The sequence below is a fragment of the Desulfosarcina variabilis str. Montpellier genome, assembly GCF_048565275.1.
GTDB classification, from domain to species: domain Bacteria; phylum Desulfobacterota; class Desulfobacteria; order Desulfobacterales; family Desulfosarcinaceae; genus Desulfosarcina; species Desulfosarcina variabilis.
In genome coordinates this window covers 9,225,828-9,241,301 of the sequence record NZ_CP159846.1, presented here as the reverse complement: position 1 = coordinate 9,241,301, position 15,474 = coordinate 9,225,828, and the positions used below count along the sequence as shown (strand labels likewise).

General features: G+C 55.0%; 15 protein-coding genes. 8 read left to right on the top strand and 7 right to left on the bottom strand.

Going from position 1 to position 15,474, the window contains the following annotated elements:
- The 7 genes from Dvar_RS41450 to Dvar_RS41420 all read left to right on the top strand — a co-directional run bounded on the left by Dvar_RS41450 (nt 1) and on the right by Dvar_RS41420 (nt 5,577).
- The gene (locus tag Dvar_RS41450; RefSeq protein ID WP_419659328.1) at nt 1–513 is read left to right on the top strand and encodes a shikimate kinase; all 513 of its coding nucleotides are present in this window, start codon (nt 1–3) and stop codon (nt 511–513) included.
- A gap of 129 nt (nt 514–642) precedes the next feature.
- Complete coding sequence (aroC, locus tag Dvar_RS41445) at nt 643–1,752, top strand: chorismate synthase (RefSeq protein ID WP_419659327.1); 1,110 nt, start codon at nt 643–645, stop codon at nt 1,750–1,752.
- A 35-nt stretch (nt 1,753–1,787) separates the two neighbouring features.
- On the top strand, nt 1,788–2,918 hold the full coding sequence (locus tag Dvar_RS41440; RefSeq protein ID WP_419659326.1) for a pyridoxal phosphate-dependent aminotransferase: 1,131 nt from the start codon (nt 1,788–1,790) through the stop codon (nt 2,916–2,918).
- Nucleotides 2,915–3,643 carry a prephenate dehydrogenase/arogenate dehydrogenase family protein gene (locus tag Dvar_RS41435; RefSeq protein WP_419659325.1) on the top strand — a complete coding sequence of 243 codons (729 nt, stop codon included), beginning with the start codon at nt 2,915–2,917 and terminating at the stop codon, nt 3,641–3,643. The genes Dvar_RS41440 and Dvar_RS41435 overlap by 4 nt, the downstream gene beginning before the upstream one ends.
- Nucleotides 3,643–4,470 (top strand): prephenate dehydratase, encoded by an 828-nt coding sequence (pheA, locus tag Dvar_RS41430; protein ID WP_419659324.1) that lies wholly within the window; start codon nt 3,643–3,645, stop codon nt 4,468–4,470. The genes Dvar_RS41435 and pheA overlap by 1 nt, the downstream gene beginning before the upstream one ends.
- Before the next feature lie 99 nt (nt 4,471–4,569).
- Nucleotides 4,570–4,893, top strand: coding sequence for a DUF6955 family protein (locus Dvar_RS41425; RefSeq protein ID WP_419659323.1), 324 nt, complete (start codon nt 4,570–4,572; stop codon nt 4,891–4,893).
- Between the two features lie 105 nt (nt 4,894–4,998).
- Entirely contained in the window at nt 4,999–5,577 is a 579-nt protein-coding gene (locus tag Dvar_RS41420; protein WP_419659322.1) for a manganese efflux pump MntP family protein, read from the top strand.
- A 28-nt stretch (nt 5,578–5,605) separates the two neighbouring features.
- Here the strand turns inward: Dvar_RS41420 and Dvar_RS41415 are convergent, their stop codons facing one another.
- On the bottom strand, nt 5,606–6,940 hold the full coding sequence (locus tag Dvar_RS41415) for a dihydroorotase (RefSeq protein WP_419659321.1): 1,335 nt from the start codon (nt 6,938–6,940) through the stop codon (nt 5,606–5,608).
- Nucleotides 6,941–7,155: 215 nt separating this feature from the next.
- Between Dvar_RS41415 and Dvar_RS41410 the strand changes: the two genes are divergently transcribed.
- Nucleotides 7,156–9,480: a hypothetical protein gene (locus Dvar_RS41410; protein ID WP_419659320.1), complete on the top strand. Its 2,325-nt coding sequence runs from the start codon at nt 7,156–7,158 to the stop codon at nt 9,478–9,480.
- A 94-nt stretch (nt 9,481–9,574) separates the two neighbouring features.
- Here the strand turns inward: Dvar_RS41410 and Dvar_RS41405 are convergent, their stop codons facing one another.
- The 6 genes from Dvar_RS41405 to Dvar_RS41380 all read right to left on the bottom strand — a co-directional run bounded on the left by Dvar_RS41405 (nt 9,575) and on the right by Dvar_RS41380 (nt 15,473).
- On the bottom strand, nt 9,575–9,850 hold the full coding sequence (locus Dvar_RS41405) for a type II toxin-antitoxin system RelE family toxin (RefSeq protein WP_419659319.1): 276 nt from the start codon (nt 9,848–9,850) through the stop codon (nt 9,575–9,577).
- Nucleotides 9,840–10,094, bottom strand: coding sequence for a type II toxin-antitoxin system Phd/YefM family antitoxin (locus tag Dvar_RS41400; protein ID WP_419659318.1), 255 nt, complete (start codon nt 10,092–10,094; stop codon nt 9,840–9,842). Before Dvar_RS41400 ends, Dvar_RS41405 begins: the two co-directional genes overlap by 11 nt.
- A gap of 71 nt (nt 10,095–10,165) precedes the next feature.
- A complete protein-coding gene (locus Dvar_RS41395; protein WP_419659317.1) occupies nt 10,166–12,748 on the bottom strand; it encodes a PAS domain-containing hybrid sensor histidine kinase/response regulator in 2,583 nt (860 codons plus the stop codon).
- An 82-nt stretch (nt 12,749–12,830) separates the two neighbouring features.
- Nucleotides 12,831–13,055: a sulfurtransferase TusA family protein gene (locus tag Dvar_RS41390; RefSeq protein WP_419659316.1), complete on the bottom strand. Its 225-nt coding sequence runs from the start codon at nt 13,053–13,055 to the stop codon at nt 12,831–12,833.
- Between the two features lie 67 nt (nt 13,056–13,122).
- Nucleotides 13,123–14,508 (bottom strand): Ni/Fe hydrogenase subunit alpha, encoded by a 1,386-nt coding sequence (locus Dvar_RS41385; RefSeq protein WP_419659315.1) that lies wholly within the window; start codon nt 14,506–14,508, stop codon nt 13,123–13,125.
- Entirely contained in the window at nt 14,505–15,473 is a 969-nt protein-coding gene (locus tag Dvar_RS41380; RefSeq protein WP_419659314.1) for a hypothetical protein, read from the bottom strand. The genes Dvar_RS41385 and Dvar_RS41380 overlap by 4 nt, the downstream gene beginning before the upstream one ends.
- Nucleotide 15,474 lies beyond the last annotated feature (1 nt).

The following is a 15,474-nucleotide window of genomic DNA, read 5'->3' as shown; positions in this document are numbered from 1 at the left end:
ATGAACCTGTTTCTCATCGGATATCGCTGCACAGGAAAGACCACCGTGGGACAGGCCCTGGCCGAGCGCCTGGGCTGGACCTTCGTGGACACGGACGAGGTGGTTGTCGAGACCGCCGGTACCAGTATTGCCCAAATGGTCGAGTCACACGGATGGCCCTATTTTCGCCGGCTTGAGCGACAGACCCTATCGGCCGTGGCCAACGGCAGCGACCAGGTGGTGGCCACCGGCGGTGGGGTGGTCCTGGATGACCGCAACCTGGGTGTCATGCAAAAGACCGGCACGGTGGTCTGGCTGACGGCCAATGAGACGACCATTGCCCGACGCATGCTGGCCGACCATGCCACGCAAACCAACCGGCCCTCGCTTACCGATCAGGGGCAGATTGCGGAAATCCGGCAGGTCCTGGGCGAGCGCCTGCCGCGGTACGAAAAGGCCGCGGACATCACGATCGAAACGGATCAGGCAAGCATTGAGATGATTTGTGACCGAATTCTAATGGAATTGAAATAAAGGTAAAAGCAGCGATTTAGGCTGAAGGGTTTTAGGGAACGTGAATTCCATCGTTTTTAACCCAACAAACCCAATGAACTAACAAACTAAATAACTAATCAACTAACAAACCAATCAACAGGAAAAATCATGTCCAGTAGTTTCGGAACCCTATTGAAAGTCTCCACTTTTGGTGAATCCCACTGCAAGGGCGTGGGGGCGATTCTCGACGGCTGCCCGCCGGGCATGCCCCTTGACGAGAACGACATCCAACCCCAGCTGGACCGGCGTCGGCCGGGCCAGAGCAAACTGACCACCGACCGCCAGGAGAGCGACCGGGTGACGATCTTTTCCGGCGTGGAAAAGGGGCTTACCCTGGGCACGCCCATCGGCCTTTTCGTGCCCAACAAGGATCAGCGGCCCGGTGATTACCGTGAGATGAGCAAGATTCCCCGGCCTTCCCATGCGGATTATACCTATCAGATGAAATACGGCATCCGCGCCTCCTCCGGCGGCGGCCGCTCCAGTGCCCGGGAGACCATTGGTCGTGTGGCCGCCGGTGCAGTGGCGCAAAAGATGCTGCAACTGGTCTATGGGGTGGAGATTGTAGCCTGGGTCAGTGCGGTCAATGACATCACGGCGGCCCCGATCGATGAAAAGGCCATTACCCGCGACATCGTCGACCAGAATATAATGCGCTGTCCGGATGCCGAGGCGGCGGTGCGCATGACAGATCTGGTGGCCCAGGTTAAGGAGCAAAAAGACAGTGTCGGCGGCATTGTGACCTGTGTGTGCCGTCACGTGCCGGCCGGTTGGGGGGACCCGGTGTTCGACAAGCTGGAAGCCAGGCTGGCCCAGGCCATGCTGTCCATCCCCGCCACCAAGGGATTTGAAATCGGGTCGGGGTTTGCCGGAACGCGTCTCAAGGGCTCCGTGCATAACGATCCGTTTGTGGCTGCCGATGGTCGGCTGGGAACCCTGACCAACAACAGCGGCGGAATTCAGGGGGGCATTGCCAACGGCGAGCCGATTGTCTTCCGGGTAGCCTTCAAACCGCCGGCAACCATCGGTCTGCCCCAACCGACCGTGGATTTCGACGGCAACCCGGTCGTTCTGGAGGCCAAGGGCCGCCATGATCCGTGTGTGGTGCCGCGCGCCGTACCCATCGTGGAAACCATGGCTGCCCTGGTGTTGGGGGATGAGGCGTTAAGACAACGGTCCATCGCAGGCCTTAAGGAGCGATTTGAAAACCCCGTCTAAGGCCCGCTAACGGTATTAAGAGGAGTAAGATAAATTTGAAATTATCCCAACGCATCGAAGCCATCGAGGGCTCAAAAACCGCGCGTTTTATTCCGCTGATGGCCGAGCTCAGGCAAAAGGGACGTCAGGTAATCAGCCTGGCCATCGGCGAGCCGGAATTCGACACGCCGGACCCGGTGATTGAGGCCACCAAGCGTGCCCTGGACCGCCAGGCCACCCGCTACAGTGAAATTCCCGGACTGCCGGTGCTGCGCGAGGCCCTGGCCGAGCGTTTTGAAGGGGCCGGCGCCCAAAATATCGTGGTTTTCAACGGCTCCAAGCAGGCCCTGCACACGATTTTTCAAGCCATCTGCGATCCGGGCGACGAGGTGATCCTGCCCATCCCTTGCTGGGTCAGCTTTACCGAGCAGGTGAAGATGGCCGGGGGGCGGCCGGTATTGGTCCCCACCCGGGATCACCAGCTGGACGTGGATGCCATGGCCGCCGCCATTACCGGGCGCACCCGGGTCATCCTGATCAATTCACCCAACAACCCCACCGGCGCCTTGTATCCGCGCAAGGATCTGGAGCGCATCGCCCGCCTGGCGGTCCGGCACGATCTGATTCTGGTGGCTGACGAAGCCTATGATTTTTTTGTGTACGATGGCGCGGTTTGTACCTCTTTATACGATCTGGCCGAGATTCGGGACCGGGTGATCGTTACGCGCAGTTTTTCCAAGCACTATGCCATGACCGGTTTCCGGCTGGGCTATGCAGTGGCCCCGATACCGGTGGCAAACGCAATGATTCGGCTGCACAGCCACACCACCGGCAACGTGTGTACGTTTGCCCAATACGGAGCCCTGGCAGCCCTTTCCATGGATGAGACACTGCTGGTCCAAAGGCGGGCCGAGCTCGAACGAAAACGGGATCTGGCCGTGGCGCAGATCGCCGATGTTTTCCCCTGTGTGCGGCCCCAGGGTGCCTTTTATCTTTTTCCCAACGTCTCCGGTCATCTCAAACCTGGTGAGACATCGGGCGATTTTGCAGCTCGGATTCTGGAACAAACCGGTGTGGCGGTGGTTCCGGGCGAGGATTTTGGTCTGGATGGGTATGTGCGCATCTGCTTTGCTGCACCGGAAACTCAGCTTTTAGAAGCATTCAAAAGAATTCGTGAGGTGTTATGAGTCGTATCGGTATCATTGGATTTGGGCGTTTCGGACAGCTTACCACGCGCTATCTGGCCCGGGATTTTTCTGTAGTGGTGCACACGCGCAGCGACAAAGATGCGGCCATCCGTGCCTGCGGCGCCCGGCCGGTCTCCTTTGAGACCGCCTGCGGGCAGCCGATTGTGATTTTATGTATGCCCATTTCGGCCATGCGCGATACCCTTAGGCAGGTGGCCCCCATGCTCAAACCGGACGCCCTGGTGGTGGATGTCTGCTCAGTAAAGGTATACCCGGTACAGTGGATGCGCGAGCTGCTGCCGGCCAGCGTTTCGATTCTGCCCACCCATCCCATGTTCGGGCCGGACAGTGCCGCTGAGTCCCTAAAGGATCGCAAGATCGTGCTTTGCCCCGAACGCATTGCCGATGATGTTTACCAAAAAATAAAATCATGGCTCGAGCGCCAGGGCCTGATCGTTATCCAGGCCACGGCCGATGAACATGACGAGAAGATCGCCGTGAGTCTTTCCCTGACCCATTTTATCGGCCGTTCCCTGTCGGCTTTTGGCGCCACGGATCTGGATATCGATACCGAAGGCTATAAACGTCTGATGCATATTCTAGGGGTGGTCAGTCACGATACCTGGCAGCTTTTCGAGGACATGCATACTTACAATCCATACGCCCGGCAAAAACGCCAGGCGTTTATCGATGCCATGACCGGCATCCATGAAAGGCTCGATTGATGAAAATCGCATTCCAGGGAATCCGCGGGGCTTATAGTGAAATGGCCCTTCATGAACATTTTGACGAGACGGTTGAAACGGTCAGCTGCGACTCCTTTGACGAGGTGTTCGAGGCGGTGATCGACGGTTCGGTACTTTACGGTTTCATTCCGGTGGAGAACACCATCGCCGGTACGGTGGTGGAAAACTACGATCTGCTGCTTGCCAATGACGTGTTTGTCATTGCCGAGGCCTACCTGCCCATCCGTCATACCCTGTTGGCCAAAAAGGGCGCCCGCCTGGAAGATATCACCGAGGCCTTTTCCCATCCCCATGCCCTTAAGCAGTGCAAGGATTATCTCAAATCCCAGGGCATTAAAATGATGCCCACCTATGACACCGCCGGTGCGGCCCAGGCCGTGGCTGACGGTGATCGCATGGATTGTGCGGCGATCGCCTCGGAACTGTGCGCCGGCATTTACGATATGGAGATCCTTGAGCGGAACATCCAATCCAACAGCTCCAACACGACTCGTTTTTTCGTGATCGCCAAAAAGGAAAACGTTCCTCCCGATCATGTCACCAGTAAAACCACCGTGGCCTTCAAAACCCGCCATTATCCCGGTGCCCTGGTGGACTGCCTGAAGATCTTCCAGAAATACAACCTCAACCTGACCAAGCTGGAATCCCGGCCGATCCCGGAAAACCCCTGGGAATATGTGTTTTATGCCGCGTTCGAGGCCGGTATCGATGACGACGAGGTTAAGGCGGCCATTGGCGAGTTGACCCTGCATGCCGTATTTGTCAAACTATTAGGCAGTTACCCCAAAGCGGAGAAATGCTGGTGAATCCATGGTTGACCTGATGGCCATTTTCTAATAAAAAATGCCATTTGGAGATGTTCTTGCCACTGTCGACAACCACATCATTGCAAGGAGAGGAGCAAAATGGCAGACTATTTTATTAACGTGTTTTTGGATGAGGCAAAGAAAGCGGTCATCACAGAAGCTGGTTTGACTGACAGCATCACCTCCATTGACGGGAAAGAAGCGATCCAGGTGGGGATGACCAAAAAGGAACAGAAAAAGTTGTGCAAGGGGTTTTCGGATCTTGCTTTTGACGACGCCAATGCCTGTGTGCTGCCCGGCGAAGCAGAACAAACACTGCTGGGCGTCATTGCCGATACCAAAACCCTGGATGTCATGAAGCTTGCCATCATGAAGCTCTATAATCCGCTTGCCGGAAAGGCTCCCCGAGCGGCGCAGCGCTGATTGAATTGAACTTCGCCCCATAGATCCTGACAAGCCGGTGCGCTGCCCATTGACCACCAACCTCAATGGCAACACACCGGCTTTTATTTTATTGGGATACGATCATTGGAACTCGTTAACATCCTGGCCATTGCCGTGGCCCTGGCCATGGACGCCTTTGCGGTCTCCATTGCCGCCGGCGTGACGTTAAAATCCGTCAGCCTGCGCCAGACGTTTCGCCTGGCTTGGCATTTCGGGCTGTTCCAGGCCATGATGCCGGTAATCGGCTGGAGTGCCGGCCTGACCGTCAGAAGCCACATCGAAGCCTACGATCACTGGGTGGCCTTCGGACTGCTGGTTTTTGTGGCCCAGGGGATGTTGCGGTCGGCGTTCAAAGGTGACGATGACAAGGAAAATGCCAAGGACCCGACCAGGGGCATGACCATGGTGATGCTCTCCGTGGCCACCAGTATCGACGCCCTGGCTGTGGGCCTGAGCCTGTCCATGATCAACGTGTCCATCTGGACCCCGGCCCTGGTAATCGGTTTGGTGGCCGGCGGTTTGACCACGGTTGGCATGCACCTGGGCAAAGCCATCGGCAGCATGGCCCAATTGAGCCGATGGGCCGAACTGACCGGCGGCCTGGTGTTGCTGGCCATTGGGGTGAATATTTTATGGGAACATGGGGCACTGAACGTTTTTTAATTGAAACAGCGATTTGACAGGCCTCTGTTCACCGATCAAATTCCAGCCGCCGACCTTTTGGGTCGGGATCGAGTTTGCCGTCAATATAGGCCAGATGCCCCGAAACCATCGTCGCCACCACGCTTGCGTGGAAGGTCCGACCGGCAAAGGGGGTCCAGCCGCAGCGATAGTAGATTTTTTCATCGTCCACCACCGTGGGCTGTTCCATGTCCACCAGCACCAGATCCGCCCAATACCCTTCTCGAAGATATCCGCGGTCTTTCACGTTAAATCGCCGGGCCGGTGCATGGGCGGTTTTTTCCACCAGTTGGGGCAGTGTCAATACGCCGTTGTGAACATGTTCCAGCAGGCTGACCAGGGCATGCTGGACCAACGGCAGACCCGATGGCGAGCGTAAGTAGGGCTGATGTTTTTCCTCAAGCGTATGGGGGGCGTGATCCGTTCCCACCACATCGATTTTGCCACTTGCCAATGCCGCCAACAGCCCCTCACGATCCATTTCTGTTTTGATTGCCGGATTACATTTGATCAGGTTGCCTTTTTCTCCGTAATCGGTGCCCGCGAAAAGCAGGTGATGCACACAGGCTTCGGCGGTGATTTGTTTTCCATCCATGAGACCATCTGAAAACAGATCCAGTTCCTTTGCCGTACTCAAATGCAGCACATGCAACCGTGTGCCGCATTGACGGGCCAGCTCAACGGCCAGGGCAGTGGAGCGATAACAGGCCTCTTCACTACGGATGGCCGGGTGCAGGGCGATGGGAATATCTTCGCCATGAATGATTTGAAAGCGCCGGGTGTTTTCCTCGATGATCGGATCATCCTCGCAATGGGTGGCCACGATCACCGGACTATGGGTGAATATTTGCTCCAGGGCTGCAGGGTCGTCCACCCGCATGTTGCCGGTGGAAGAGCCCATGAACACTTTGACGCCGCAAGCGGCTTTCGGGTCCAACCGTTTGATGGTCTCGATATTGTCGTTGGCGCCGCCTAAATAAAAACCATAGTTGGCAAACGATGTCTCCTCGGCAATGCGGTATTTTTCCGCCAACCGATCCATGGTGGTGGTGGGTGGATTCGTATTGGGCATCTCCATATAGCTGGTGATTCCGCCGGCCACGGCCGCCCGGGATTCCGAGGCGATATTTCCTTTATGGGTCAGTCCCGGCTCCCTGAAATGCACCTGGTCATCGATCATTCCGGGGATGAGCGTCCGGCCGCCGGCATCAATTACCCGGTCGGCTGGTTTGGCGGATAAATTGCCGGCGATGGCCTCAATCCGGCCGCCGCGAATATATACATCATGGTACGTCGACACGCCTTCGTTTACCGTCATTGCATGGGTAATCAAAAAGCTGGTCATGAATACTCCCTATAAGACAAATAAGTGGGCGATATAAACATCGGTGAAGTGGATATTTTTACACTTTATCGGCTCAATGGCAGCTTGTCCAGCACCGATCCGGTGATCGCACCGGGCCGGTTAATTTTATGGACACCAGAAAGACCAAATGGTAAGGGTAACAAAGGGTTGATTGGACCCTGGGCTAATAATAACAGCAGACGGAACGTGCTGGAATGCTCGATTTTTTCAAATTTCAACCGAGACTGCCCGGACTCAAAGAATTTCCCATGGAGTCCTATTCCGTCGAGTGCTCATTGGACCGTCTGGTTCTGGGTGTGGATAATATCCGTTGCGATGTTCGGTTGAGTCCAGGGTTTTGCCAAACGACGGCCAAATTGGCTGGTCTGCTCATCGAACGGGAAACCGGTATCTGGACCCGCTCGGAGAAAAAAAGGGTCGCGGCACTGGCTCGGGAGCAGGAACGTTTCCATGAATCATATACCGAAATCATTACCGATGCGGTCAACAAAGCCAGGGCGGCCAAAGAGATCCAGATCGACTTTCTCGCCCAGATCGCCATCATCAGCATGCTTCACGATGAGATCCGCAAGCAGTATGACATCTTGATCGGCTATTGTAAAACCGCCATCCGCCGGTCGGATCTGGCCCACAACGAAGACAACAAGGAAGTGCTGAAACTCAAAGAGAATCTGGCCCATGTGCTTTCGATTCGGGAAACGGTTCAGCGCACCGTTGGGCTGGAGCTTTGCGGATATTTCAGGGAAATCCGCGAATCCGACATTCGTGAGTTGCGCGAGGCCGTGTTTGGCCAGGATCTGCCGTTTCTGTTCGACCTGCTTGCCAATCCCATTGTGCACATGGACCATCCCGATGATGATCATTTCATGATCGAAGCCTATGACATCTGCCTGGGGCGCCGTGTGGAAGATCCGGATCGCTACGATATGATGCTTGGCTTGATGCGCAATATTTTTGCATATCTGGACATGGAGGAGACGGCTCCCATTGCCTGGTCGCTGGACCGGCGCCGTCGGCGCATGGCGGCCGCCGAACCGTCCGGTGACGAGGAAACCAAAAAGTTCCAGCTGCAACGCTTGGACGGATGGATCAAGCATCCCCAAAATATTGATTTACTGCTCAATCGGGACCTGGCCAAAAAGCAGTATCAGGCCATGAAACGGGAAAAAGCAGACAAGGATACACTGCATCATCAGCGCCAGCGGATGAAAAACCAACGCTTGCTGATGGGTTATTTTTTCCAACAGTTTTCTCGAACCGGCCTTTTGGAACGGATTTCCGCTTCCTATGAAATGCAGTCGCTGTATCGCGACTTCTGTCCTCCGCTTGTCCCGCAACAGATCCTGCAGTACCTGATTGCCCCCCGTAGTCGCAAACAGGTGAAAAGCCGGCTCAAGCGGCTGAAAAAACTTTATGGTAAAACCTTTAATCTGTGGCCCCTCAATCGCAAGGTGGTGCAGATGGAGCGGCTTGGCAAGCGTAAGAAAAGGGCCTATTTGATCCGCTTTTTGCGCGCTTTTTGCCAGTACCACCGTGATTACTGCTGCTTTCAGGTGTATCGTGAGGCGGCGGAACGCATCAACCTGGTTACCGACAAGAAAATCATCGCTCTTTCCAAAACCAACCGAACCCTGTATGAATTTTTACTGCCCCACGAACAGGAAGTCGGCGAGAAACCCATCCTGAACCACACCGTCATCAAGGCCGATTTACGCGGATCAACCGATATCACCCATCAGATGAACGAGCGGGGGCTGAACCCGGCGTCCTACTTCAGTCTTAATTTTTTCGACCCCATCACGGATATTCTTGCCGAGTACGATGCCCAAAAGGTTTTTATCGAGGGCGATGCCATTATTCTGACCATCTTCGAGCACGAAGACACCCCTCGCGGCTGGTATAGTGTTGCCCGGGCCTGCGGCATGGCGATCAACATGCTGATGATCATCAACCGCTACAACAAAAAGAGCCAGGCCTACCAGCTGCCGATATTGGAACTGGGCATCGGCATCTGCCATCGGGCCAGTCCACCGACCTTCCTGTTCGATGGGGATAACCGCATCATGATTTCGCCGGCCATCAACCTGGCAGACCGCCTTTCCGGTTGCCATAAATCGATCCGGCGTATCATCAGCAAAAACGTCAGTCCCTTTAATCTGTTTGTTTTTCAGGGGGCGACGGATGAGGAAATGGAAAAGACGGCCGACGATTTGATGCTGCGTTATAATATCAATGGGATCGAACTGAACGAGGCTGGCTTCCGCAAACTCTGCCAGGAAATCGATCTGAAGGAATTTTACGGTGACATTCCCGACCTGCAGTTGGAAAAGGTTCGTCTTTTTACCGGCAAGTTTCCAACCAAATCCGGCCGCTACCAGCGGTTGGTGCTGCGTGAAGCCGAGGTGCCGGCGGTCAATCCCGAAGATCTCAGTCAGCTTTATTTTACCCACCGCAAATACTACGAAGTGTGCACCAGCCCAACGCTTTATAAATTCACCAAACAGTTAATGAATCCGTAGAATTATTTTTCGGTTGCTTCCTCGCCCAGGTGGCCTTCGGCTTCGGCGCGCTTAGCCTGTTTTGCTGCATTCATAATTTTAAGCGCCATTAACATTACCGTTTTTTCAGCATCTTGTAAATCGTGTCGCGCCGCCCGACGTTGATCACATAAACCGTGATCGCATCATCCTCAACCTCATACACAAGACGATAGCCAACCGATCGTAATTTTAATTTATAGTAATTGGTATAGCCTCTAAGACGGGATGCAGGGAGATGAGGGGTCTCAAGCCGCTTTTGCAATTGCGCCTTGAATTGCCCCTGGATATGCGGATCCAGCTTGCGCCATTCATTCAATGCGCTCGGCAGGAACTTCAGCTTATAAGTCATCGAGGCTGACCTCGACGGCATCAGCTTTCTCACCCTTACGCTGTTCGATGATTCCGGCCAGCTCCAGGTCCTCGGTCATCTCCATCAGCATTTCATAGGTTTCGGCTGGAATGATGTAGGCGGTCGGCTTGTTGCGGTTGAGCAGGGCGATCGCTTCGCCGTGGGCGTCGTCGATAATCGCCTGGGGATTACGTTTCAATTCGCTGATACTGACCGACAGGTTGGCGTGAATTTTTGTTAGCATGGTAAGACCTTTAATGGTTCGATAATTGATTCTTTTATATGATCTATTAATAGGTCTTTTTCGTGCGACTGTCAATGGTCATTGTCGTCCATCACCCGAGCGGACAGGGTCTGTTTGACCACCCTGGCAATTTTTTTTAATGTGTACGGTTTCTTCAAATAGGCGCTGACCCCCATCCGCTGGAGTTCTTTGACCCGACCGGTCTCTGAATAGCCGCTGGCGATGGCGGTTTTCTGGTCGGGCTTGAAGGCCGCGATGCGCCGATAGGTTTCAAGACCGTCGATCCCTGGGGCCATGATCATGTCCAGGAGCATGAGATCCGCAGCATGGCTTTTCAGGTAGGCGACAGCGGCCTCTCCACTTTCAACAGTGGTCACGCGATACCCCAATCGAGATAGCATGGCGGTGGCGATATCGCGTTGCTCAGGCACATCATCCACCACCAGAATCGTTTCACCATTGCCCATAATGGAATCCAGGGTGACATCTTTTTTTTGCAAGGTGTGCCGAGCATCCAGGGAGGCGGGAAAAAACAGGCTGAACGTGGTGCCTTGTCCCTCGACGCTTTTTACGTCAATATGTCCCTTGTGGTCTTTGATCGTGCCCCACACCACAGCCATGCCCAGACCGGTTCCGCTTCTGCCCATAACTTTTTTGGTGTAGAAGGGCTCGAAAATCTGTTCGATGTCTTTGGGTGAAATACCTACCCCGGTATCGACGACTTTGAGGACAACGTATTGCCCCTCGGCAAGATCATGCTCTTTGTCAATGCAAGAATCCACGGCGCGATTTTCAGTGGAAATAAAAATGGTCCCCCCGTCGGGCATGGCTTCGGCGGCATTGGAAACCAGGTTCATGATCGTTTTTGCCAAATGGACCGATGAGCCGTTGATGGCCTGCAACCCGTCGGCAAGACTGCGGTGAATGGTCACCCGAGGATGAAAAGAGCATAGTTTATCAAATTCCGGACTGCCCAGATAATCGGTGACGATTTGATTCAGATCGACGGCCTCCATAGCCGCCACGCCCCGGCGGGCCAGGGTCAACAGATCCTGAACAATAGCGGCTGCGCGTTCACCGGATTTTTGAATTGTCAGAATCGGCCCCTTTAGGGGGCTATCATCAGGCAGGTCCATGAGCAGCAGTTCCGGGTAGCTGACGATGCCGGACAGGATATTGTTCAAATCGTGGGCAACCCCGCCGGCAAGAGTGCCGATGGCTTCCATTTTTTTGGACTGTTCCAGTTTCTCGGCCATTTTCCGGCGTTCGATCTCGGCTTGTTTGCTCGCTGTCATATCCTTGATCGTGGCAATGGTCACCCCCCGGTTCTGGTAATTGATGATTCCTACCTGCATGTTGACGTATAAACGTGTAGAGCCATCCTTGTGCAATAAGCGCAGTTCATAACTGCGCTCGACCGGTTCACCCGCCTGGCGACGGTGATACCGATCGGCCACCATCTCACGGTCTTCAGGTGCGACGACTTTGAGTTGTTCCATGCCAATCATTTCCTCGACCGTATACCCGATCATCCGCGCCATGGCCTCGTTGACAAACAGAAACCGTCCTTTTTCGGTAAGAATTACTCCGTCCTGGATGTTGTCGATTAACGTTCGATATTTTTCCTCTGACTCCTTGAGCACCGCCTGGGCCATGGCCTGACGGGTTACATCCGCATAGGTCACAAAATGCTTGCCGTCCTCCATGATCACCGTCTGGAAAGCGACTGTCTTTTTCAGCCCTTTTTTACAGCGGACCTGAAAGGTTGCCTGATGGCATCGTCCGATGCGGGTGCTATCGCTATTCCACTTAGTGATGACTTGTTCCCGGTATTCCGGGTCCGGGTAGGCTTTTTTGAACCACGTGAATTTGTCGGGGATGTCATCGATGGTATAGCCGAATATTTCCGTAAAGGTCCGGTTGATGAATGTAAACGTCAAATCCGGAGCCATGATGGAAATACCGATGGGCGCATTTTCGGCAAATGTGCGAAAGCGTCTCTCGCTCTCTTTGAGATCCTTGGTTGTTTGTTTTCGCTGCCGGATTTCTTCTTCGACACTGGCAATGGTCTGGTTGGTAACCGCTTTGAGTGACTCGAGAAGCTCGATGGAGGACCTGCCTTCCACACGTGCATCCAAATCTCCACCACTGACCCGATGCAATACATCGAAATGTTCGGCCAGTCCCATGGCAAATTCATGGCTCATATCAACCATCTCGCCCATGTTTGCCGCTGTCTGGTTGACCATTTGTTTGAGCTTGGCAATCAGTTCAAGGGGGGAGGCTTCGTCCAGCCGCACCAGGGGATCGCCGGCAGCGATTTTTTTCAAGGCTTCGAACACTTCGGAGAGGCCGATGGCCATCTCCATGCTGATCGATTCCAACTCCTGGTCTCGCTGTTCCAGCGCCCGGCGGGTTTCACTAAACTGCCGGGCCACCATCCGGCAAGACGCCTCCATCTCCGCTGGATCCAGGTTCTTTTTGAACACCGGGCAGTTGAGGCATCGTTCGACTTTTGACAGAACGGGGCCGGGACTCCCGTCGTTGGGGGGGGGACCCTCGGTCAGCCAGCAATAGCGATTGTCTGCGTCATAGGCCGGGCAGTCGATCCGTTTGCACTCAAGAAGATCTTTGCATTTGATTTTATCGTTCATTGAAAGCTGATGGCATCCAGGGCGTCTACGGTCAGATTCAGAATCACTTGTTTGGGTGTTGCGGTATCTCACTGTACACGCGTTAAAAAAGGATTCGGATCCGTTTGCGACCATTGCCTTCGTCCTGGACGGATAAAAACGTTTTTTTCAATCGCTGGCACCAGACCCGCACATCCCGTTCAAAAGTGGGGCAGTCACCGATGGTTTCAAGGATGTCGCCGGAATTCATATCAGGTGCCTTAACGGCAATTTTCAGTACCGGTTGGGGGCATTTCATGCCCACCATATCCAGAATTTCCATAGCCATGGAAAGTATTCCTTTTCTTCGGAACGCTCCAGCTGACATCGGTTCCGATATGCGCAAATCAAAACTGCTAATGGGTGGCACAGGCCAGACAGGGGTCATAGGCCCGATAGGCCATTTCCACCTGTTGTAAACAAGTATCGGTCACATTCCCTTTTTTAATAAGCGCACGGGCGGCTTTCTCCACCGAAAGGCAGATGGCGGCGGCGTTGTTCTGAGTGGCTACCAAAAGGTTGCAGCGCTCGACAATGGCATTGGCATTGGTTTGATAGTGATGAATCAGTGTGCCGCGCGGGGCTTCGCACACACCCACGCCCAATGTGGGGACTTGGGTGGGAAGGGTGCGTACATGCGGATCGGTAAGCGCCTTTCGTCTGGACAGGATCACCATCTGTTCGGCGGCATAGAGGACTTCAATCAACCGGGCCCAGTGGTAAAGCATGGTGTTGTGGGCCGGTTTGTGGCCAATGGTGTCGTAGAACCGTTCATATTCCTGTTGGGCCAGAGGCGTTGCCATTGCCTTGGCGGCGTTGAGCCGGGCCAGGGGCCCCACCCGGTATAATCCGCTGTCAGGGCCATCCTGGTAGCCATTCCAGCCCACTTTTTTAAGATAAACCAGCTTCATATAGCTGTACACGTCGGTGCGCTCCGCCAGGTGATCCAGATACTGATCTGCTGAAAAACAGGCCCATGGCCGTCCATCGGGAGTGACAACACGCAGCCGGCCATCGTAGAAATTGACCCGATCGTTGTCGTCCACCAGCCCCATGTAATAGGTGGAAAGGTTAAAGGCGGGATTGCCGATCATTTCCTTATAAAGCGGCTTTTTGCGAACCTTGTCATGAAACACGGCCAACAGTTGCCGGGCCAAGGCCAGGGCATCGGTGCTGGTTTGGATGATCTCGGCCCGCATCTTGGCATCGACCGGTTTGGACACCCCTCCAGCCAGCCCGCACACCGGATACAGCGCACTGCCGCCAAGCATGGCATTCATTGCCCGGACCTTTTTGCGGATGTTGATGACCTGTCTGCCAAGTGTATCTCCCATGGCCGCAATGGCGCCGAACACATTGTGGTTCTGCTTTGCCGGGTCACCATCCACCAGAATATCCGGGCCGCCGAGGTAAAAGAAGTGCAGCAGATGATCCTCGAAGATAAACGCGGTATGCATCAATTCGCGGATCAGCCTTGCCGCTGTCGGTGGCGTTACGGTGAACAGATCATCCAGGGCCTTGGTGCCGGCGATGTGATGGGCCGTGGGGCAGACCCCGCAGATTTTTTGGGTCAGGGTGGGCATTTCTTCAGCGGCCCGTCCCACGCTGAACTGCTCGAACCCTTTGAAATCCGGTACCTGAAAAAAAGCGTGGGATACATTGCCGGCCTCGTCCAGGCGGATATCAATCCGTCCGTGGCCTTCCAGCCGGGTCACCGGATCGATGAGAATGCGGCGGGTCATGGGCGGCGTCCTTTGCCCAATATTGATGCGGCCAGACTATAGCGGTAGAAAAGGCCCCCTGGATCGGGAATACTTTCAATCAGGGCCTCGTAATCCGTCTCGTCGCCGTCGGCCATCAGGGCGGCGATCAAGGCCATGGCCCCGGCACCGAAGTCGTCCATGGCTGTTGTGGGGCCGAAACAGCCCCGGCAAGGCATGTTGGCACTGATGCAGCGGGCGTTGCAACCGCCGCGTGTCACCGGTCCCAGGCAGATCAAATCCTGGGCCAGGAAGCAAACTGTTGGATCCCAGAGCGTGTCCTGGAGCCTTTTGAATCGGCTGACCGTGATTCGTTCCGGCCGGGTATCCCGTCGGGGGCAGCTATGGCACAGCGCCTTTTGATGCGCGTAGACCGTGCCTTTGGCCGGCAGAACGCCGGCGATGATCTGGTCAAAGACCTGGGCCATGGTTTCGGGTGGTGGCGGACACCCCGGGATGACGGCCTCCACGCATACGATCCGATCCAGGGGCAACACCGCTGGTAGCAATCCGGGCAGGGGATGTCGGGTGGTGCCGGTGTCGGCGCCCTGGCCGGGCAGGGGACCCTTTGGGGTAGCCATGCTGGGGGCGTGCTGATAGGCACAGGCCAGCAGTTGCTTGGATGAAAAGAAATTGCCCAACCCGATTACCCCGCCCATGTGGGCGCAGGTACCGTGGGCGATCAGGCATTTGGATTTTTTGCGCAACAGGCGTACCATCTGTACATGCTCGTCCAGACGGATGGCACCGTTGATAAAAGCGGCATCGATTTCGCCGTCGGCAAGGGCTTCGACATCCGAGCTGCGGGCGTCCAGGGCCGCCGGCCAGAAAACGATGCGCGTTTTTTCATAAACATCCAGCAACTGCTCGGCCATGTCGAAGACCGACTCTTCACACCCTCCGCAACCCGCACACCAGTAAAGGGCAATCGTGGGGGGACCGGCCATG